18 protein-coding genes are annotated in these 18,528 nt (G+C 66.1%); 8 read left to right on the forward strand and 10 right to left on the reverse strand.

Going from position 1 to position 18,528, the window contains the following annotated elements:
• Window positions 1-42 precede the first annotated feature (42 nt).
• From paaE to N2602_RS12475, 5 genes are all read left to right on the forward strand, one after another.
• Window positions 43-1,125 carry a 1,2-phenylacetyl-CoA epoxidase subunit PaaE gene (paaE, locus tag N2602_RS12455; RefSeq protein ID WP_212254852.1) on the forward strand — a complete coding sequence of 361 codons (1,083 nt, stop codon included), beginning with the start codon at window positions 43-45 and terminating at the stop codon, window positions 1,123-1,125.
• Window positions 1,126-1,176: 51 nt separating this feature from the next.
• Entirely contained in the window at window positions 1,177-1,626 is a 450-nt protein-coding gene (paaI, locus tag N2602_RS12460; RefSeq protein ID WP_260382804.1) for a hydroxyphenylacetyl-CoA thioesterase PaaI, read from the forward strand.
• A 42-nt stretch (window positions 1,627-1,668) separates the two neighbouring features.
• On the forward strand, window positions 1,669-3,000 hold the full coding sequence (gene paaK, locus N2602_RS12465; RefSeq protein ID WP_172784040.1) for a phenylacetate--CoA ligase PaaK: 1,332 nt from the start codon (window positions 1,669-1,671) through the stop codon (window positions 2,998-3,000).
• Window positions 3,001-3,064: 64 nt separating this feature from the next.
• Window positions 3,065-4,066, forward strand: a complete 1,002-nt coding sequence (locus N2602_RS12470; protein WP_260382805.1) for a zinc-binding alcohol dehydrogenase family protein — start codon at window positions 3,065-3,067, stop codon at window positions 4,064-4,066.
• Window positions 4,067-4,182: 116 nt separating this feature from the next.
• Entirely contained in the window at window positions 4,183-5,259 is a 1,077-nt protein-coding gene (locus N2602_RS12475; RefSeq protein ID WP_260382806.1) for a YeeE/YedE family protein, read from the forward strand.
• 1 nt (window position 5,260) lies between these two features.
• Here N2602_RS12475 and N2602_RS12480 read toward each other — a convergent pair whose 3' ends face one another.
• The 4 genes from N2602_RS12480 to N2602_RS12495 all read right to left on the reverse strand — a co-directional run bounded on the left by N2602_RS12480 (window position 5,261) and on the right by N2602_RS12495 (window position 8,748).
• Window positions 5,261-6,484, reverse strand: coding sequence for an alpha/beta fold hydrolase (locus N2602_RS12480; protein ID WP_260382807.1), 1,224 nt, complete (start codon window positions 6,482-6,484; stop codon window positions 5,261-5,263).
• 25 nt (window positions 6,485-6,509) lie between these two features.
• Window positions 6,510-7,169, reverse strand: a complete 660-nt coding sequence (locus N2602_RS12485; RefSeq protein ID WP_260383645.1) for a sulfite oxidase-like oxidoreductase — start codon at window positions 7,167-7,169, stop codon at window positions 6,510-6,512.
• Between the two features lie 88 nt (window positions 7,170-7,257).
• Window positions 7,258-8,481: a cytochrome P450 gene (locus N2602_RS12490; protein ID WP_172784044.1), complete on the reverse strand. Its 1,224-nt coding sequence runs from the start codon at window positions 8,479-8,481 to the stop codon at window positions 7,258-7,260.
• Window positions 8,482-8,538: 57 nt separating this feature from the next.
• Window positions 8,539-8,748: a ferredoxin gene (locus N2602_RS12495; RefSeq protein ID WP_018648108.1), complete on the reverse strand. Its 210-nt coding sequence runs from the start codon at window positions 8,746-8,748 to the stop codon at window positions 8,539-8,541.
• Window positions 8,749-8,887: 139 nt separating this feature from the next.
• On the opposite strand from N2602_RS12495, the gene N2602_RS12500 reads away from it, so the two are divergent.
• The gene (locus N2602_RS12500; RefSeq protein ID WP_260382808.1) at window positions 8,888-9,535 is read left to right on the forward strand and encodes a TetR/AcrR family transcriptional regulator; all 648 of its coding nucleotides are present in this window, start codon (window positions 8,888-8,890) and stop codon (window positions 9,533-9,535) included.
• Here N2602_RS12500 and N2602_RS12505 read toward each other — a convergent pair.
• The 4 genes from N2602_RS12505 to N2602_RS12520 form a co-directional block, all read right to left on the reverse strand.
• Entirely contained in the window at window positions 9,532-10,182 is a 651-nt protein-coding gene (locus N2602_RS12505) for an aspartate/glutamate racemase family protein (protein ID WP_260382809.1), read from the reverse strand. The two genes, N2602_RS12500 and N2602_RS12505, sit on opposite strands and share 4 nt — an antisense overlap.
• Before the next feature lie 148 nt (window positions 10,183-10,330).
• Window positions 10,331-11,341 carry an amino acid ABC transporter substrate-binding protein gene (locus N2602_RS12510; protein ID WP_260382810.1) on the reverse strand — a complete coding sequence of 337 codons (1,011 nt, stop codon included), beginning with the start codon at window positions 11,339-11,341 and terminating at the stop codon, window positions 10,331-10,333.
• 12 nt (window positions 11,342-11,353) lie between these two features.
• Complete coding sequence (locus N2602_RS12515) at window positions 11,354-12,703, reverse strand: aspartate aminotransferase family protein (RefSeq protein ID WP_260382811.1); 1,350 nt, start codon at window positions 12,701-12,703, stop codon at window positions 11,354-11,356.
• Window positions 12,704-12,706: 3 nt separating this feature from the next.
• Complete coding sequence (locus N2602_RS12520; RefSeq protein WP_260382812.1) at window positions 12,707-13,579, reverse strand: MurR/RpiR family transcriptional regulator; 873 nt, start codon at window positions 13,577-13,579, stop codon at window positions 12,707-12,709.
• An 88-nt stretch (window positions 13,580-13,667) separates the two neighbouring features.
• Between N2602_RS12520 and N2602_RS12525 the strand changes: the two genes are divergently transcribed.
• Window positions 13,668-14,849 carry an amino acid ABC transporter permease gene (locus N2602_RS12525; protein WP_260383646.1) on the forward strand — a complete coding sequence of 394 codons (1,182 nt, stop codon included), beginning with the start codon at window positions 13,668-13,670 and terminating at the stop codon, window positions 14,847-14,849.
• 2 nt (window positions 14,850-14,851) lie between these two features.
• On the forward strand, window positions 14,852-15,958 hold the full coding sequence (locus N2602_RS12530) for an amino acid ABC transporter permease (protein WP_260382813.1): 1,107 nt from the start codon (window positions 14,852-14,854) through the stop codon (window positions 15,956-15,958).
• Window positions 15,959-16,133: 175 nt separating this feature from the next.
• Here N2602_RS12530 and N2602_RS12535 read toward each other — a convergent pair whose 3' ends face one another.
• Together N2602_RS12535 and N2602_RS12540 are read right to left on the reverse strand one after the other, a co-directional pair.
• The gene (locus N2602_RS12535; RefSeq protein WP_260382814.1) at window positions 16,134-17,552 is read right to left on the reverse strand and encodes an amidase; all 1,419 of its coding nucleotides are present in this window, start codon (window positions 17,550-17,552) and stop codon (window positions 16,134-16,136) included.
• A 126-nt stretch (window positions 17,553-17,678) separates the two neighbouring features.
• Window positions 17,679-18,455 (reverse strand): SDR family oxidoreductase, encoded by a 777-nt coding sequence (locus tag N2602_RS12540; protein ID WP_260382815.1) that lies wholly within the window; start codon window positions 18,453-18,455, stop codon window positions 17,679-17,681.
• Window positions 18,456-18,528 lie beyond the last annotated feature (73 nt).

An 18,528-nucleotide genomic window follows, 5' to 3' on the forward strand; every position in this document is an offset into this window, starting at 1 on the left:
CGCTCGCAATGACGACTTAGAGACCGAACGAGGGTGCCCGTGATGTCCGCAGCCGCACCGCGCTTCCATCGCCTCGCCGTCAGCGACCTCCGCCGCGAGGCCACGGACGCCGTGTCGATGACCTTCGCAATCCCCAACGAACTCGCCGGCGATTACGCCTTCACGCCCGGCCAGTACCTGACGCTGCGCACCATGCTCGACGGCGAAGAGGTGCGCCGCTCCTATTCGATCTGTTCCGGTCCCGATGACGGCGAGATCCGTATCGCCGTGAAGAAGGTCGATGGCGGCGCGTTTTCGAGCTGGGCAGCCGACGATCTCAAATGCGGCGACGAGCTCGACGTGATGACGCCAACCGGCCGCTTTGGCGTGGTCCCGCCGGCAGATGGGGCGTGCATTCACGTCGGTTTCGCTGCCGGCTCCGGCATCACGCCGATCCTGTCGATCGTGAAGGGCGTGCTGGCGCGCGAGCCGGACAGTCGCTTCTTCCTGTTCTACGGCAACCGCACCACCGACAACATCATGTTCCTCGAAGCGCTCGAGGAACTCAAGGACCGGTTCATCGATCGTCTCTCGATCTTTCACGTCATCTCCGGCGAGGAGCAGGACATCCCGATCCTGCATGGCCGGCTCGACGGCGAGAAGGTGAGGGTGCTGCTCCGCTCGCTGGTGCCGGCGGAAAGCGTCGATCATGTCTTCATCTGCGGTCCCCTTGGCATGAGCGAGGACATCGAGGCGACCTGCCGCGATCTCGGCATCGCGGACGAACGCATCCATGTCGAGCGCTTCGTGTCCGAATTCGGCGGCAAGCCGCGGCCGAGAAGGGCGGTTGCGCCCGACGCGCCGCCGAAGGCGATCGCCTCGTTGATCATCGATGGCAAGCGCCGCGACGTGCCCGTCGCCGAGGACGAGGCGATCCTCGATGCCGCCCTGCGCGCCGGCGTCGATCTGCCCTTCGCCTGCAAGGGCGGCATGTGCTCGACCTGCCGCGCCAAGCTGGTCGAGGGTGAGGCGCCGATGGACATCAACTATTCGCTGGAACCGTGGGAGCTGAAGGCCGGTTTTGTTCTCACCTGCCAGGCCAAGCCTTCTACGGAGCGGGTCGTCGTCGATTACGACCATGTTTGACAGTGTTGTCCAACCAGCAGAACATTGCGTGCAAACAGCCGGGAGAAGCGCGTGAACGTCAAAGCCGCCCTGTCGCCTGAGGATATCGCCCGCGCCTGCGCCGATGCGATGTGGGCCGAGGACGATGCCTCCAAGGGCCTCGGCATGGAGATCGTCGAGATCGGCCCGGGCTTTGCGACGCTCGCAATGATGGTGCGGCCGGACATGGTCAACGGCCAGCGCATTGCCCATGGCGGCTTCATCTTCACGCTCGCCGATTCCGCCTTCGCGTTCGCGTGCAATTCGCACAATGAGCGCGTCGTGGCGGCGCAGGGCCAGATCACCTTCATCAAGCCCGGCAAGCTTGGCGATCGTCTCATCGCCAAGGGACGGGAAATCACCCGCGCCGGCCGCTCCGGCATCTACGACGTGCGTGTCACGGCGGGCGAGGTCGTCATCGCGGAATTCCGCGGACATTCGCGCGTCATTCCCGGCAAATGGCTGCCGGCGCAAGATCAATAAGACCAAAAAGAAGAAAAGAACAGACAACGTGGGGAAACGAGGATGGCTCTGACGAGGCTCAAGGAAGGTGGCAGCGCCTATAACGCCGAGATGGACGCGCACGAGCGCGCCTCGCGCGACGAGATCATGGCGCTGCAGAAGCAGCGGCTGGCCTGGTCGCTGAAGCACGCCTACGACAACGTCGCGCATTACCGCAAGGCCTTCGACACGGCGGGCGTGCATCCGTCCGATTTTCGCGAGCTCTCCGATCTCGCGAAATTTCCGTTCACGGTGAAGACGGACCTGCGCGACAACTATCCCTTCAACATGTTCGCCGTGCCGCGCGAAAAACTGGTGCGGGTGCATGCCTCTTCCGGCACGACCGGAAAGCCGATCGTGGTTGGCTACACGCAACGCGACATCGACACCTGGTCCGAGGTGATGGCGCGCTCGATCCGCGCCGCTGGCGGCCGCACCGGCATGATCATCCACAATGCCTACGGCTATGGCCTGTTCACCGGCGGTCTCGGCGTGCATTACGGCGCTGAGAAGCTCGGCTGCACGGTGGTGCCGATCTCCGGCGGCATGACCGAGCGGCAGGTGCAGCTCATCAACGATTTCCGGCCCGACATCATCACGGTAACGCCGAGCTACATGCTCGCGATCCTCGACGAGTTCAAGCGCCAGAAGCTCGATCCGCGCCAGTGCTCGCTCAAGATCGGCATCTTCGGCGCCGAGCCCTGGACCAACGCGATGCGCGCCGAGATCGAGGACGCCTTCGACATGGACGCGACCGACATCTACGGCCTGTCCGAGGTGATCGGCCCCGGCGTCGCGCAGGAGTGCATCGAGACCAAGGATGGCCTGCACATCTGGGAGGATCATTTCTACCCGGAAGTGATCGACCCCGAGACCGGCGCTGTGCTGCCGGACGGCGAGAAGGGCGAGCTGGTCTTCACCTCGCTCACCAAGGAAGCCTTTCCGGTGATCCGCTATCGCACCCGCGACCTGACGCGGCTGCTTCCGGGCACGGCGCGGCCGGGCATGCGGCGCATGGAGAAGGTGACGGGCCGCTCCGACGACATGATCATCCTGCGGGGCGTCAACCTGTTCCCGACCCAGATCGAGGAGGTGCTGCTCGCGACCGACTGGTGCGGCGGCCACTTCATCCTGGAACTCACCCGCGAGGGCCGCATGGACGAGCTGACCATCATCGCCGAGGCACGGCCCGAGAGCTGGGACGGCCGCGGGCTCGTCGATCATGCGGACCGGATTTCGACCCACATCAAGAACACGATCGGCGTCAGCTCCAGGGTGCAGGTGGTTGCGCCCGCGACGCTGGAGCGCTCGCTCGGCAAGGCCAAGCGGCTCTACGACAAGCGGCCCAAGGACTGACGGGACGGATTGACTCGACTGGCTCCAGAGGCGACAAGGCCCGCGAGAAATCGCGGGTCTTTTCATGTCAGCCGATGCCAAAACCGTCGAAGCGCGCTGCGTGCGCCTCAACGCCAAAGCTGAAAATGCCGCTGCGCTTGCACCGATCGTTGAGCGCCGGATGCTCGCGCGTGGGCCGAACGATCTGCTGATCGAAGTGAAGGCCGCCGCCGTCAATCCGTCCGACGTCAAGGCTGCGACCGGGCTGATGCCCTATGCCGTGTTCCCCCGGACCCCCGGCCGCGATTACGCCGGCGTGGTGATCGACGGGCCCACCGGCACAATCGGGCGCGAAGTGTTCGGCTCCTCCGGCGATCTCGGCATCCGTCGTGACGGCACCCATGCGAGCCATCTCGTGGTCGAAGCCGATGCGGTCGTGGAGAAGCCGAAGACGGTGTCCTGGGAGGAGGCCGCCGGCATCGGCGTGCCCTTCGTCACCGCGATGGAAGGCTTTCGCCGCGCCGGCGTGCCGAAGAGCGGCGAGACTGTCCTGGTGTTCGGCGTCAACGGCAAGGTCGGCCAGGCCGCGGTGCAGATCGCGACTTGGCAGGGCGCGCGCGTCATAGGCGTGGTGCGCAAGGCGGAAGCCTATGAAGGCCACGCCAACGCGCCCATCGAGGTGATCGACGCCTCCGTCACCGACGTCGCCGCGCGCGTGCGCGAATTGACCGGCGGCAAGGGCGCCGACATCGTCTTCAACACGGTCGGCGATCCCTATTTTCAGGCCGCGCACAAGTCGCTGGCCTTGCGCGGCCGCCAGATTCTGATCGCCGCGATCGATCGCATCGTGCAGTTCAACATCCTCGAATTCTATCGCGGACAGCACACCTATGTCGGCATCGACACGCTTGGCCTGTCGTCGGCCGCAACGGGCGCGGTGCTGCGCGACCTTGGGCCGGGTTTTGCGAGCGGCCATCTGAAACCGTTTCCGATCAAGGCGAACGCGATCTATCCGCTGGAGCGCGCGAAGGAGGCGTACGTCGCCGTCGCCGGTTCTTCGCGCGACAGGGTGATACTGAAGCCGTAATCCACCATCATTGCGAGCGCAGCGAAGCAACCCAGAAAATGCATCCGCGAAGACAGACTGGATTGCTTCGCTGCGCTCGCAATGACGGAGAAAGGCGAGAGGTCTGAGAACAACCGATGGAATCCACGCAACTTGTCATCCTCGCCGGTCTCGTCATCGGCCTCGTCTACGGCGCTGTCGGCCTGCTCAGCGGCTTCTGCCTGATGAGCAGCATGCGCGGGTGGCTGGCGGAGGGTGATGGGCGACTGGTGCGGAGCTATGCGCTGGCGATTGCGGTTGCGATCGCCGCCAGCCAGCTCCTTGCCGGCAGCGGCACGGTCGATCTCGGCAAGTCGATCTATCTGCAGCCGTCGTTTTCGCCGGCGGTGCTGTTCCTCGGCGGCCTGCTGTTCGGTTACGGCATGGTGCTGTCGAACGGCTGCGGCTCGCGGGCGCTGGTGCTGCTCGGCCGCGGCAATCTCCGCTCTTTCGTGGTCGTGATCGTGCTGGCGATCGCCGCGCAGATGACGCTGAAGGGCTTGATCGCGCCGGGGCGTCTCGCGCTGGTCCAGGCTTCGCAAACTACGGTCAACGCGAATTCGCTGCCGTCCTTGCTCGCGACGCTCGGACTCACCGAGGCGGCTGCGCGCGCACTGGCAGCCGCGACGATCGTCGTCGCGCTGATCCTGTTTGCTATCGCGCATCCGGCGTTCCGCCGCTCGCCCGGTCAGATCGTAGCGGGCGTCATCGTGGGCCTCCTCGTCGCCGGCGGCTGGTTGGTTACCGGCTATCTCGGTACCGACGACTTCAATCCGGTCCCCGTGACCTCCCTTACGTTCGTCGCGCCGATCGCGGATGCCCTGCAATATGCCATGCTCTCGACCGGGCTGACGCTCAACTTCGGCATCGCGACGGTCGCCGGCGTCTTCACTGGCAGTCTGGTGACGGCAGTCGCAACTCGCCGCTTCAAGCTCGAGGGCTATTCGTCGCCACGCCACATGCTGCGCTCAGGGGCCGGCGCTGCGCTGATGGGGATCGGCGGCGTGATGGCATTCGGCTGCTCGATCGGGCAGGGGCTCACGGGCGTGTCTACGCTCGCGCTTGGCTCGTTCGTCGCGGTTGCCGGCATCCTGCTCGGCACCGCGGCAGGGCTGCGCGGTGCGCTGCGGGTTCAACCGCTCCAGGCCGCCGAAGCCGACTCGCGGGCCGCTTGAGCTACTCCACCGCCTTGGTCACGATGCGGATCTCCGATGTCAGGGTGCGGTGCACCGGGCACTTGTCGGCGATCTCCATCAGCTTCTTGCGCTGCTCGGCATCGAGCGCGCCGTCGATCGCGATGTCGCGCTCGATCTGGTCGAGCATGCCCTCGCGGGTCTCGCATTCCGCACAATCCTTGGCGTAGATCTTGGAATGCTTCAGCGTGACCGTGACGCGGTCGAGCGGCAGCGACTTGCGGTCGGCATAAAGGCGCATGGTCATGGAGGTGCAGGCACCCAAGCCGGCGAGCAGGAAATCGTACGGGCCGGGTCCGGCATCGGCGCCGCCGGCCGCGAGCGGCTCGTCAGCCACCAGATGATGTGGGCCGACCGTGATGGCCTGGTTGAATTTGCTCTTGCGGGTCTCCTGCACCACGACCTTCCGCGGCTCCTCAGGTAGATCCATCGCCTTCGCGGGCTTCGCTGCATCGACATAACGGCTCGCCCAGGCCACGATCACGTCGGCCGCATAGAGCGCGTCGGCAGGCTTGGTCAGAAGATGATCGGCATGGTCGAGCGAGACGAAGCTCTTGGGGTGTCTTGCCGCAACGAAGATCTTCGTCGCGTTGTCGATGCCGACGGTGTCGTCGACGGGCGAATGCATCACCAGCAGCGCCTTGTGTAGGCCGGTGGCGTCCTTCATCAGCGCTTGCTCGGCGATGTCGTCGAGGAATTCGCGCTTGATCCGGAACGGCCGTCCCGCGAGCGAGACTTCGACCTCGCCCTGCGCGCGGATGTCGTCGAGATGCTCCCTGAACAGGCCGGTGACGTGGGCGGGATCCGAGGGCGCCGCGATGGTGGCCACCGCTCTCGCCTCCGGAATCTGTCCCGCGGCGGCGAGGATCGCGGCGCCACCGAGGCTATGGCCGATCAGGATCGAGGGTGCCTTGCGGATGTCACGCAGATGATCGGCTGCGCGCACGAGGTCGGCAACGTTGGAGGAGAACGTCGAATTGGCGAAATCGCCTTCGCTCGAGCCGAGCCCGGTAAAGTCGAAGCGCAGCACAGCGATGCCCCTGGCCGCCAGTGCCACGGAAATCCGCTTTGCTGCCAGCGTGTCCTTGCCGCAGGCGAAGCAGTGCGCGAACAGCGCGAAAGCCGCGGGCTCGCCGTCGGGCAGCTCCAGCGCGGCCGCGAGCTGATGGCCGCCTTCGCCGGTGAATTGAAAGCGTTCCGTCGGCATGGGCTTCCCCCGTTCTTGCTCGAATTTAATCGCCCGAATAGCGCTGCTCGGCCCAGGGATCGCCGCGGTTATGGTAGCCGCGGACTTCCCAGAAGCCCGGCGCGTCCTCGGTCAGGAATTCGATGGCCTGGAGCCATTTCGCGCTCTTCCAGAAATAGAGGTGCGGCACCACCAGCCGCACCGGGCCACCATGCTCCTCCGTCAGCGGCTGGCCGGACCAGCTGTGGGCGAGCAGCGCGTCCTCGGCGGCAAAATCCTCCAGCGCGAGGTTGGTGGTGTAACCGTCGTAGGAATGCAGCACGACGAAGCGGGCATCCTCGCGCGGCTGGCAGGCTGCCAGCAGCTCACGCGTGGCGAGCCCTTCCCACTCGTTGTCATAGCGCGACCAGGTCGTGACGCAATGGATGTCCGAGGTGAACCGGGACTGCTTCTGCGCGGCGAACTCGGCAAATGTCCAGAACACGGGCACCTCGACCGCGCCATAGACGTCGAGCCGCCAGCGCTCGCGCGAGACCGGCGGGGTGACCCCGAGATCGAGCACCGGCCAGTCCTTGGTGAGGTGCTGCCCGGGTGGAAGCCGTTGATCCTCCGGCCGTGTGATCTTGCCGGTGAGAAAGCGGCCCTCGCGCGCCCATTTCTCCTTGGTGCGCGTCAGCTTGCTGTCGGATGGCGTCTCGTCGGTCATGGCCTGCTCGTGGCGATGCATGGCGGAGGCGTGCTTGGTGTCGCGCATGCCATGACAGGCCTGTCCGCTTCCTTCGCTTCGGGAAGGCTTACATCGCCTTTCCGAGCAAAAATGGCAACTGGCGTGGGCCTCGGACCGTTCCCTGTGACCAGGTCACGGTGCCTGCCGGATCGAGCCGGAAGTCGGGAATCCGCTTCAGCCATTCCTCCAGCGCCACCTGCATTTCCATGCGCGCGAGGTTGGAGCCGACACAGCGGTGGATGCCGAGACCGAAGGCGGCGTGGCGATTCTCACGCCGGTCGATCACGACTTTGTCAGCGTCCGGAAACATCTTGGGGTCGCGGTTGGCGGCCGGGAAGGACAGCAGCACCATGTTGCCAGGCTTGACCGGACAGCCGGACACCGTGGTCTCCTTGACCACCTCGCGCGCCATCGTCACCGGTGAATAGGCGCGCAGCAGCTCCTCCACGGCGGTCGGTATCAGCCCGGGCTCGGCGATCAGCCGCTCGCGGTCGGCCGGCGTCTTCGCAAGATGCCAGAGCGAGGAGCCGATCGCGCTCCAGGTGGTGTCGATGCCGGCGATCAGCAGCAGGCGCAGCGAGCCCATTACATGGCTGTCCTCGAGCGGATTGCCGTTCTTGTCCCTGGCGTTCATCAGGTAGGAGATCAGGTCGTCGGTGGGCTTGTTCTTGCGCGCTTCGATGTGGCCGCCGAAATAGGCCGTCATCTCCTGCACGGCCTGGAGCAGCTTGCTTTCGTCCCTGATGCCGAGTTCGAGGATCATGTGGATCCAATTGATGAAAAGGTCGCTGTCGCTCTCGGGAATGCCGAGCATGTGCGCGATCGCCCGAACCGGAATGTGCTTGGTGTAGCGCGCCGCAGCGTCCACTCGCCGCTCGGCGATGAAGTCGTCGATCAGCTCGTTGCAGATGGCGCGGACCCGCGGCTCGAGCTTCTTCATCGCGTCCGGCGTGAAGGGCGGCAGCAACAATTGCTTGGCCGGCTTGTGCTCGGGCGGATCGGAGGTGATCGGCGGGGCCGCGTTCCGGCTGGTGATTTCCGGCCGCACGTCACGGACGATGATGCGGCGTGAGGAGAAGTGCTCGGAGTCGTTGGCGATCTCGCGCACGGCCTCATAGGTCGTCGGAAGGTAGCAGCCGAGGAAGCGTTTCGTGTGCACCACGGGGCTTGCGGCTCGCAGCTCGTCCCAGATCGGGAAGGGGTCCTCCGTCCATTGCGGATCGGTGTGGTCGAAGTCATGGACCCAGTCGGTCACGGGCGGATGGGCGGCGGGCTGGTCGACATCGGACATGGCAGGGAATCCCTTGGCTCGTGTTCGCTGAAAGCACGCGGGGCGGCCGCGGCCGCGTTATTCCTCGATCACATCGATTGCGATTTCCGGACAGTTGGACTTCGCAAGCCAGGCCTTGTCCTCGAGCCCCGGCGGGACGGTGCCGTCGCCGGCTTCGTGCGCGTTGCCGTATTCGTCGAGCTCGAAAAGCTCCGGCGCGAGCGCCTTGCAGCGGGCATGGCCCTGGCATTTGTCCGGATCGACGTGAACCTTCAGTCGCTCTGCCATTTTCGGCTTCCTTGGTCGTGTGCGCGCGAGGGCCCGAAGGGCGGCGCGTTCCCTCATCCCGGTTTTGTTTAAGTTATATGCTATTACATTCGCGGCGGGCTTCCCCTGTCAAGCGCAAACTTATAGGCTTCGCCCCGACATGCGTTCACGACCAGCCCGCAAGCCCGAGAAGACCTACCACCATGGCGATCTCCGCGATGCGTTGATCGAGGCCGCGCTGCACGAGGCGGAGCAGGGCGGCGCCGAGGCGATCAGCATCAAGGCACTTGCCAAGAAGCTCGGCGTCTCGCAGCCGGCGCCGTACCGGCATTTTGCCGACCGCGAGGCGCTGCTCGCCGCCGTCACCGCGGAAGCATTCCGGCAGCTCTCAGCGCTATTGCGCGAAGCGATGGCAAAGTCGTCGAAGCAATCGAAGCTCTCGCGGCTCGCACAGGCGACGCTCGATTTCGGTCTGCGCCGGAATGGCATTTACCGCTTGATGTTCGCCTCACGCACGGTGTCCTGCGCGGCCAAGGGCAGCGAGTTGCACGCAGCGACGCGGGAGACCTTTGCGCTCGTCATCGAAGCTTTGGAAGCGCCCGCCGTGGGTTATTTGCGCGAGCGGCAGGCGCTCAAGATCTGGGCGGCGCTGCACGGGGTGGTGATGCTGGCCGAGCAGGGCCTGTTCACCGGCGAGGCGGCGCACGCCACGCGCGAGGAGCTGGTCGAGGATTTCGTCAACGAGACCAAGGCTGCGCTTGCGGTCGCGATCAAGGATGCGCGGCGTCGGACCAAGGCCGGCGCTTAGGCCTTCGCCTTCAGGAATCTCATCAGCTTCTCGACCGCGCTGTCCGGCGTGGTCACGACGGGGCGGCCCGTGGCCTCGGCAACCAGCGGCGCGGTCGCGGCGATGCTGAATTGCGCCAGCGCGATGACGTCGCAATCGCGCAAGCTCCTTGAGGCGTCTGCGATCAGCCGGTCATGCGTGGTGCGGTCGCCGTGGTCGAGCGCTGCCAGCGCGCCTTCGGCAAGTTTCGGCACGACCTCGACCGAAGCGGGAAACTCGGGCGGCATCGACGCCAGCGTCGGCGGAAAGGTCGAGAGCAGGCCGATGCGCTGGCCCATGGTCACCGCCCTCTCGATCATGGCCTCGTTCGGCTTGAGCACCGGCATCGGCGCATGCGCGCGCGCGACGGCCTCGATGCAAGGGCCGAAGGCGGAGCAGGTGAACAGGATGCCATCCGCTCCCGTCGCCGCCGCGTAATCGCCGAGCGCCAGGAAGCGTTCGGTCATGGCATCAGTGAGCGTGCCGTCGCGCGCCAGGTCTGCAGACAGGCTGTCGTCGAGCAGGTTCATCAGCCGCGCCTCGGGCCACGCCTGCGCAAACGCCGCCTCGATCGGGGCGATGGAATGCTTGAGGGCGTGGATAAGGGCGATGCGAGGGGGCGTCGTCATGGAAGGTGACTACCTGGGAGGTCTCGTGCCCCGGACGCAGCGCAATGCGCAGTATTGCGCTGCAGAGCCGGGGCCCATTGTCGTTGCTGGGTCGCGGCCCTGCGCAGCAGCGTTGCACGCTGCAGCGCGTCCGGGACACGGAGCACCTTTACTTGAACGGAATGGCGTACATCAAGCCGCCCTTGCTCCAGAGGCCGTTGAGGCCGCGATCGAGCTTGAGCGGGCTCGCCTTGCCGACATTGCGCTCGAAAATCTCGCCGTAATTGCCGCCGGCCCTGATCGCCGTGACCAGCCATTTGTTGTCGAGCCCGAGCCGCGAGCCGAGATCGCCGCTGGCGCCCAGCAGCCGCTGGATCGCGGGCGTCTGCGACTTCGTCATCTCCTCGACATTGGCTTGCGTGACGCCGAGCTCCTCGGCCTCGATCAGGCCGTAATGCAGCCAGGTGATGATGTCGCTCCAGACCTCGTCGCCGTTTCGGGTGAAGGGTCCGAGCGGCTCCTTGCTGATGGTCTGCGGCAGCACGATGTAGTCGGCCGCGTTCGGCGCCGCCGTGGTCACCGCGCCGGCGAGGGCGGAAGCGTCCTGGGTCATGGCATCACAGCGGCCGCCGAAGAAGGTCTGGTACATGGTGTCGATGCGGTCGAACACCAGCGGCTTCCAGTCGATGCCGTTGGCGCGGCCGTAATCGCCGAGCGTGACCTCGTGCGTGGTGCCCTGCGCGACGCAGACGGTGGCACCCTTGAGGTCCTTCAGCTCCTTCACGCCGAGGTCCTTCTTCACGACAAAACCCTGGCCGTCGTAGAAGTTGATCGGGCCCTGCCGCAGGCCGAGCGTTACGCCGCGCAAATAGGTCTGCGTCGAGTTGCGGTAGAGCACGTCGATCTCGCCCGATTGCAAGGCGGTGAAGCGGTTCTGTGCCGTCAACGAGACGTAGCGCACCTTGGTGGGGTCGCCGAGCACGCTCGCCGCCAGCGCGCGGCAATAATCGACGTCGAGACCCTTGTAATTGCCCTGCGAGTCCGGTGCCGAGAAGCCGGCAAAGCCGGCGCTGACGCCGCACACCAGGGTGCCGCGGCTCTTCACCGTATCGAGCGTCGCCGCCGACGCCATCACCGTCGATGCCGCGAGCAGGCCCGCTGCGATAACCACTTTCCTCATACTACTCTCCCCTCAGTGATTGACACTACGCAACACGTTGTCGACGGCCGTGCCGAGCTTGTCGACGATCAGGTCGATTTCGTCCGCCGAGGCGATATAGGGCGGTGCGAGCAGCACGTGGTCGCCGCGCACACCATCGACGGTGCCGCCGCCCGGATAGCAGCCGAGCCCGTTCGCGAAGGCTTCGGCCTTGATCTTCTGGTGCAGCTTGAGCGCCGGATCGAACGCGGCGCGGCTAGCGCGATCGGCGACGAGCTCGATTGCCCAGAACAGGCCTCGGCCCCTGATGTCGCCGACATGGCGGTGATTGCCGAAACGCTCCGTCAGGCGCTGCTCGAGCTGCTTGCCGCGCTCCTTCACGCGGTCGAGCAGACCGTCGTCGCGGATCACATCCTGCACCGCGAGCGCGGCGGCGCAGGCGAGGGGGTGTGCCAGATAAGTGTGGCCGTGCTGAAATGCGCCCGAGCCCGAGCGGATGGCGTCGATGATCTTGCCGCTTGCGAGCATGGCCCCGATCGGCTGATAGCCGCCACCGAGCCCCTTTGCGATTGCCTGGATATCGGGTGCGACACCTTCCTGCTCCCAGGCATGCGTCGTGCCGGTGCGGCCCATGCCGCACATGACCTCGTCGAGAATGAGCAGCGCACCGTGCCGGTCGCAGATCTCGCGCACCGCTTTGAAGTAGCCGTCCGGGGCGGTCACGGCGCCGGCGGTGGCGCCGACGACGGGCTCGGCGAGGAAGGCCGCCACGGTGTCGGAGCCGAGCCGCTGGAACTCGGCGTCGAGCTCGGCGGCGAGGCGGGCGACGAACTGCGCATCCGACTCGCCCTCGCGCTTCTCGTGATAGGCGAACGCCGGCGTGACGTGGCTGAAAGCGCTCGACAGCAGCGGCGCATAGGGCGCGCGACGCCAGGCATTGCCGCCGGCGGCGAGCGCGCCGAGCGTGTTGCCGTGATAGCTCTGCCGCCGCGCGATGAAATGCTGCCGCTGCGGCTGGCCGCGCTCGATGAAATATTGCCGCGCCAGCTTGATGCTGGCTTCGATCGCCTCCGATCCGCCGCTGACGAAATAGGCGTAGGCGAGACCGCCGGGCTCATGCCCGACCAGCCGCTCGGCCAGCGCTTCGGCCGGCTCGGAAGAGAAGAAGGCGGTGTGGGCATAGGCCAGCGTCGAGGCCTGCCTGGCCATCGCCGCGATGACGCGCGGATGCTGGTGGCCGAGGCAGGAGACCGCCGCGCCGCCGGAGGCATCGATGATGCGACGCCCGTCCTCGGCGAAGAGATAAACGCCTTCGCCGCCGATCGCCTTGGGCGGCGTTTCGCGCAGCGAGCGATGCAGCACGCGGCTGGTGCGGGTGCTCATGGGTCAACCTTTCTCCGAGACGTAGGTGGAGGCAGCACTGAGCCGCAACTCGGTATTTTCCAGACGCTTTTTCGCGGCGGCGCCGCCGAGCGAGAACGTGACCGCCGCGAGCGACTGCGCGATCGCGATCGCGCCGGTGAGGCTGGGGAAAAAGCCGGGCGAGGACGCTGCCTCGAACAGCAGCACGTGATCGGCGCCCTCGGCCATCGGTGCCGCGAGGCTGTCCGCGATCGCGACCAGCGTTGCGCCGCTGCGATGAGCGGCCTGCGCGACGCGGACGCTGGCATGGGTGTAGGGCAGGAAGCCGATGACGATGACGGCTTCGCCGGGCCTGATAGCGCCGAGATCGAGATCATCAGGCCCGGACGTGCCGACGAGCTGCACCTGTTCGGGCCGGAACAGGCGCAGCTCATAATTCAGGAGCTCCGCGACGCTGCGGCAGCTGCGGTAGCCCGCGATCCAGATCCGCTTGGCCTCGTGCAGCGCGCGCGCCGCTTCCGCGATCGGCTGGGCCGGGATGCGTGGAAGGCCCGCGGCCTCGGCCTCGAGCTTGTCGATGACGAGCGTAACATCGGCGTTCGGCCCGTGACGGCGGCCTCTTGTGCGGCCGGAGAAGGGCGCGGTCTGCGATGGCCGGCGCGCCTCGGTCAGCGCCGCGCGCAGCTCGTCCCATCCGGAATAGCCGATCGCCTTCGCAAGCCGCGTGAACGCGGCGGGATCGGCGCCGGCTTCCGCCGCGAGATCGCGCATCGAACGTGTGGTGGCGTCGTAATCATTGGCGGCGACGAAACGGCCGACCTCCTGCAAGCGCAGGGGGAGCGATGGCAATGCGATGCGCAGTTCGCTCAGGGGCGAGGATTTCGCGGGCTCGGCCATGAAACATTTGTTGCATGAATTTCAGTTCGGTGCAACACTTGACGTGCGTCGCCGGAAATCGCTGCATTTGAAGAAGGATTTTTGTGCTGTGACCGCCGATCATCCCAGAGCACCGCCGCGTCGCCGCTTCGTGCTCGGGCGCAACGAATTGAAGGGCCTGTTCTGGCAGGCCTTGGTGGTCGGCATCGCGGTCGGGGTGATCGCCTTCCTCTGGTCCAACACCGTCACCAATCTCTCGGCCCGGCGCATCACCACCGGCTTCGCCTTTCTCGGTCGCGAGGCCGGCATGCCGATTGCCGACAGCCTGCTCGCCTACAATCCGAGGGATAGTTATCTCTGGGCCTTCGTCGTCGGCGTCGCCAACACCTTGCGCGTCGCCGTGATTGGCATCGTGCTCGCGACGATCCTGGGCACGCTGATCGGGATCTCGCGGCTGTCGGCCAACTGGCTGTTGTCGCGGCTTGCGGCGGTCTATGTCGAAACGCTCCGCGACATCCCGCTGCTGCTGCAGCTGCTGTTCTGGTACGTGATGATGCAGGCGCTGCCGGCTGCACGCGCCGCGTGGCGGCCCGTCGAGGGCGTGTTCCTGTCCAATCGCGGCCTGATCCTGCCGGCGATGCCGTTCGGGCCGCCGCAGCTCACGGTGCTCGGCACCGCGCTGCTGGGCTGCGCAGTGTTCTTCCTCTTCCGTCGGTGGCTGGTCGCGCAGCAGATGCGCGACGGCAAGCCGCGGCCGGTCTGGCCGTCTGCGCTCGGTCTCGTCGTCGTGGCGCCGGCCGCGGTCTCGCTGGTGCTCGGCGTGTCCTGGACGATCGAGTGGCCGCAGCTGCGCGGCTTCAATTTCGTCGGCGGGCTGACGCTCGCGCCGGAATATTTCGCGCTGCTGATCGCACTGGTGACCTACACCTCGGCCTTCATCGCAGAGATCGTGCGCAGCGGCATCCAGTCCGTGCCGCGCGGCCAGTGGGATGCCGCCAACGCGCTTGGCCTGCGCCGCAGCTTCATGCTGCGGCAGATCATCCTGCCGCAGGCGCTGCGCGTCATCGTGCCGCCGATGACGAGCCAGTATCTCAACCTGACCAAGAACTCCTCGCTCGCGGTCGCGATCGGCTACCAGGACGTCGTCTCGATCGCCAACACCACGCTGAACCAGACCGGGCAGGCGATCGAAGCAATCGCGCTGATCATGGCGGTGTTCCTGACCATCAGCCTGTCCATCAGCTTCTTCATGAACTGGTACAATTCGCGTATCGCGCTGGTGGAGCGCTGATCATGACGGCCATCACCGACATGCCGGAGGCGCCTCGAGCTGCCCGCCGTCCGCAGCGTGGCAATCCGGTGCTGCACTGGCTGCGCAAGAACCTGTTCTCCTCGATCCCGAACGGGATCCTCACCGTCCTGCTGCTGGCGCTGCTCGCCAAGGGCATTTTCAGCTTCGTGCAATGGGGTATCGCCAACGCGGTCTGGCTGACGCCCACAAACGATTCCAGCGCCTGTCGCGCCGCGCGCGGCCTCGGCGCCTGCTGGGCCATCATCCCCGAAAAGTACCGCTTCATCCTGTTCGGCACCTATCCGTTCGACGAGCAGTGGCGGCCGGCGCTATCGGTCGTGCTGTTCATTGCGCTGTACACCCTCTCGACCCGCCGCGCGCTGTGGCGGCGCGAGCTGGTCTATCTCTGGATCGGTGCACTGGCGCTGATCAGCGTGCTGATGTGGGGCGGCGTGTTCGGCCTGTCCTTCGTCTCGCAGGATCGCTGGGGCGGCTTGCCGGTCACGCTGATCCTGGCGACGTTCGGCCTCGCCTTCGGCTTTCCGCTCGGCATCCTGGTCGCGCTCGGCCGGCGCTCAAAACTGCCGGCGATCCGCTCGCTCAGCGTGCTCTATGTCGAGCTGATCCGTGGCGTGCCGCTGGTGAGCCTGCTGTTCATGGCCAGCGTGATGTTTCCGCTGTTCATGCCGGCCGGATTCAACATCGACAAGCTGCTGCGCGCGCAGATCGCGATCATCCTGTTCGCCGGCGCCTACCTCGCCGAAGTGATCCGCGGCGGGCTTCAGGCGGTGCCGCGTGGGCAATATGAAGCCGCCGACGCGCTCGGCCTGTCCTACTGGCGCAAGCACCGGCTGATCATCCTGCCGCAGGCGATCCGCCACGTCATCCCGCCGCTGGTCAACACCTTCATCGCCTTCTTCAAGGACACCAGCTTGGTGCTGATCATCGGCATATTCGACCTGCTGACGACGGCCAAGACCGCGATCATCGATCCCGCCTGGCAGCAGTTTTCCGTCGAAGTCTATATCTTCGTTGCCGCGATCTACTTCGTCTTCTGCTTTGCGATGTCGCGCTACAGCCGGAGCCTGGAGGCGACGCGCGGGAGGTGAGGCCTCGTGTCCCGGACAAGGTGCAGCGCTTCAGCGCTGCGCCGCAGAGCCGGGACCCAGGGCTGCAGGGGAGGTCGCGGAGAGATGGGCCCCGGCTCTGCAGCGCAACGCTGACCGGACGATGCTTCGCATCGCCGGGATAGCGCTGCACTGCGTCCGGGGCACGAAAGCGCGGCTAGTTCTTCACCTTCGGATCGATCGGCGTCGTGGCGCGCAGGCCCAGAATATCCTCCAGCACCTTCGCGCCGGCAATCACCTGCGCATCGGCGCGCGGCGCGCCGACCACCTGAACGCCGACCGGCAGGCCCGAGGCCGTGAAGCCGCAGGGTAGCGAGAGAGACGGGCAGCAGGCCAGCGTGATGGCGTATACGATGCCGAGCCATTCGATGTAATTGTCGAACCTCTTGCCGGCGCATTCGGCGACATAGCGATGCTCGATCGGAAAGGGCGGCACGATCGTGGTCGGCGTCAGCAACAGATCGTAGCTCTTGAAGAACTCGACCGCCCGCGCCGTCATACCGACGCGCTGCGCCTCGGCACGCGCGAGCTGCTCGACCGTGAGCTTGAGGCCTTCCTCGATGTTCCAGATCACTTCGGGCTTGAGCAGGTCGCGCTTGGTGCGCAGCAGATTGGCCTTGGTGATTGCAAAATCGAAGGCGCGCAGCACGTGGAAGCATTCGTGCGCCTCGCGCCAGTCCGGATGCGCCTCCTCGACGATGGCGCCCGCCTCCGCGAAACGTTGGGCGGCCCTGCGCGTGATCGCCTTCACCTCGGGGTCGACCGGGGTAATGCCGAGATCGGGCGAATAGGCGATGCGCTTCGGCCTCTTGCCCGCCTGGGCCGCCGACAGGAACGAGGTTGCCGGAGCCGGCAGCGACAGCGGATCGTCGGCATAGTCGCCGCTCATCGCGTCCAGCAGCAGCGCGAGGTCCTCGACGTTGCGCGCCATCGGGCCGACCACGCCGAGATTGCGATCGATGCCGGACTTCGGAGTATGTGCGACGCGGCCAATGCTCGGCCGCATGCCGACGACGCCGCAGAAGGCCGCCGGGCTGCGCAACGACCCGCCCATGTCGGAGCCCTGGGCGAGCCAGGCCATGCCGGTCGCCAGTGCCACCGCCGCGCCGCCGGAGGAGCCTGCGGCCGATTTCGTCGTATCCCAGGGATTGAGCGTCGCGCCGAACACCTCGTTGAACGTGTTGGCGCCGGCGCCGAATTCCGGCGTGTTCGACTTGGCGTAGACGACCGCGCCGTTGGCCTCGAGGTTCTCGACCATGAGGTCGGACTTCGCGGGGATGTTGTCCTTGAAGATCGGCGAGCCCTGCGTGTTCAACACGCCCGCGACATCGGTCAAATCCTTGATCGGAACCGGCAGCCCGGCGAGCAGTCCGCGCGCACCCGCCGGCTTCTGCATAAGTGTCTTCGCGCTCTCCCGCGCGCGATCGAAGCACAGCGTCGGCAGCGCGTTGACCTTGCCGTCGACCTGCTTGATGCGCTTCTCCAGCACGTCCAAGAGCTCGAGCGGCGAGACGTCGCCGGAGCGCAGCTTGTCGACGACGGTGCAGGCGGTTTCGCGGATCAGATCTTGGGACAATTAGCTTACTCCTGTGCTTATTCGAAGCTCGTCATTGCGAGGAGCGAAGCGACGAAGCAATCCAGACTGGTTGCTACAGAGGCATTCCTGGATTGCTTCGCTGCGCTCGCAATGACGAGGATAATGTTATCCCCACCCCGCGCTGATGCCGCCGTCGACCGTGTAGATCACGCCCGAGGTATAGCCGGCGCGATCCGAGGCGAGGACCGCCATGAGGTCGCCGATCTCGCGCGCATGCGCGGGCCTGCCGAGCGGCAGGCTCTTCTGGAATTCCTTGTAGCGGGTCTCGTCGCCGAACTGGTGCTTGGCCCGCGTCTTGAGCAGGGTGACGTGGCGGTCGGTGCCGACGGGGCCGGGATTGATGCCGACGACGCGGATGTTGTCGGCGAGGCTCTTGCCGCCGAGCGCACGGGTGAACGCCATCAGCGCCGCATTGCCGGCGCTGCCGCAGATGTAGTTGGCGTCGAACTTTTCGCCGGCCGCGCCGATGTCGTTGACGATGACGCCGCCGCCCCTGGCTTTCATCTGCGCGTAGATGTGGCGCGTCAGGTTGATATAGCCGAACACCTTCAATTCCCAGGCGTGCCGCCAGGCCGCCTCGTCGATCTTGTCGATCGAGCCGCCGGGGATGTCGCCGGCATTGTTGACGAGCACGTCGATGTCGGCGGCTTCTTTCGCCAGCCGGGCCACGTCGTCCTCCTTGCGCAGATCGACGATGCTCGTTGCGGCGTCGATCTGGTGCGCGGCGCGCAAGCGGTCGGCCAGCGCCTTGAGCTGATCGCCGCTGCGCGCCGCGAGGAGGAGATGCGCGCCTTCCTCGGCGAAGGCCTCGGCAGCGGCTGCGCCAATGCCCTTGGACGCGCCGGTGATCAGGACGCGCTTGCCGCGCAGATGCAGATCCATTGGGGTACTCGTTCGTGGGAACAGGATCAAATCAGTAGGCGCTCGCCCGCGCCATGGTCAACATTGCAGTGCA

It is taken from the genome of Bradyrhizobium sp. NC92 (genome assembly GCF_025200865.1).
Taxonomy (GTDB): domain Bacteria; phylum Pseudomonadota; class Alphaproteobacteria; order Rhizobiales; family Xanthobacteraceae; genus Bradyrhizobium.

What these genes read in the sequence shown, in the direction of transcription:
- N2602_RS12475 (WP_260382806.1), top strand. Translation starts at nt 4,183, where the DNA reads ATGGAATCCACGCAACTTGTCATCCTCGCCGGTCTCGTCATCGGCCTC.
- N2602_RS12490 (WP_172784044.1), bottom strand. Translation starts at nt 8,481, where the DNA reads ATGTCCGATGTCGACCAGCCCGCCGCCCATCCGCCCGTGACCGACTGG.
- N2602_RS12485 (WP_260383645.1), bottom strand. Translation starts at nt 7,169, where the DNA reads ATGACCGACGAGACGCCATCCGACAGCAAGCTGACGCGCACCAAGGAG.
- N2602_RS12505 (WP_260382809.1), bottom strand. Translation starts at nt 10,182, where the DNA reads ATGACGACGCCCCCTCGCATCGCCCTTATCCACGCCCTCAAGCATTCC.
- N2602_RS12520 (WP_260382812.1), bottom strand. Translation starts at nt 13,579, where the DNA reads ATGGCCGAGCCCGCGAAATCCTCGCCCCTGAGCGAACTGCGCATCGCA.
- N2602_RS12515 (WP_260382811.1), bottom strand. Translation starts at nt 12,703, where the DNA reads ATGAGCACCCGCACCAGCCGCGTGCTGCATCGCTCGCTGCGCGAAACG.
- N2602_RS12470 (WP_260382805.1), top strand. Translation starts at nt 3,065, where the DNA reads ATGTCAGCCGATGCCAAAACCGTCGAAGCGCGCTGCGTGCGCCTCAAC.
- N2602_RS12495 (WP_018648108.1), bottom strand. Translation starts at nt 8,748, where the DNA reads ATGGCAGAGCGACTGAAGGTTCACGTCGATCCGGACAAATGCCAGGGC.
- N2602_RS12530 (WP_260382813.1), top strand. Translation starts at nt 14,852, where the DNA reads ATGACGGCCATCACCGACATGCCGGAGGCGCCTCGAGCTGCCCGCCGT.
- N2602_RS12500 (WP_260382808.1), top strand. Translation starts at nt 8,888, where the DNA reads ATGCGTTCACGACCAGCCCGCAAGCCCGAGAAGACCTACCACCATGGC.
- N2602_RS12480 (WP_260382807.1), bottom strand. Translation starts at nt 6,484, where the DNA reads ATGCCGACGGAACGCTTTCAATTCACCGGCGAAGGCGGCCATCAGCTC.
- N2602_RS12540 (WP_260382815.1), bottom strand. Translation starts at nt 18,455, where the DNA reads ATGGATCTGCATCTGCGCGGCAAGCGCGTCCTGATCACCGGCGCGTCC.
- paaK (WP_172784040.1), top strand. Translation starts at nt 1,669, where the DNA reads ATGGCTCTGACGAGGCTCAAGGAAGGTGGCAGCGCCTATAACGCCGAG.
- paaE (WP_212254852.1), top strand. Translation starts at nt 43, where the DNA reads ATGTCCGCAGCCGCACCGCGCTTCCATCGCCTCGCCGTCAGCGACCTC.
- N2602_RS12510 (WP_260382810.1), bottom strand. Translation starts at nt 11,341, where the DNA reads ATGAGGAAAGTGGTTATCGCAGCGGGCCTGCTCGCGGCATCGACGGTG.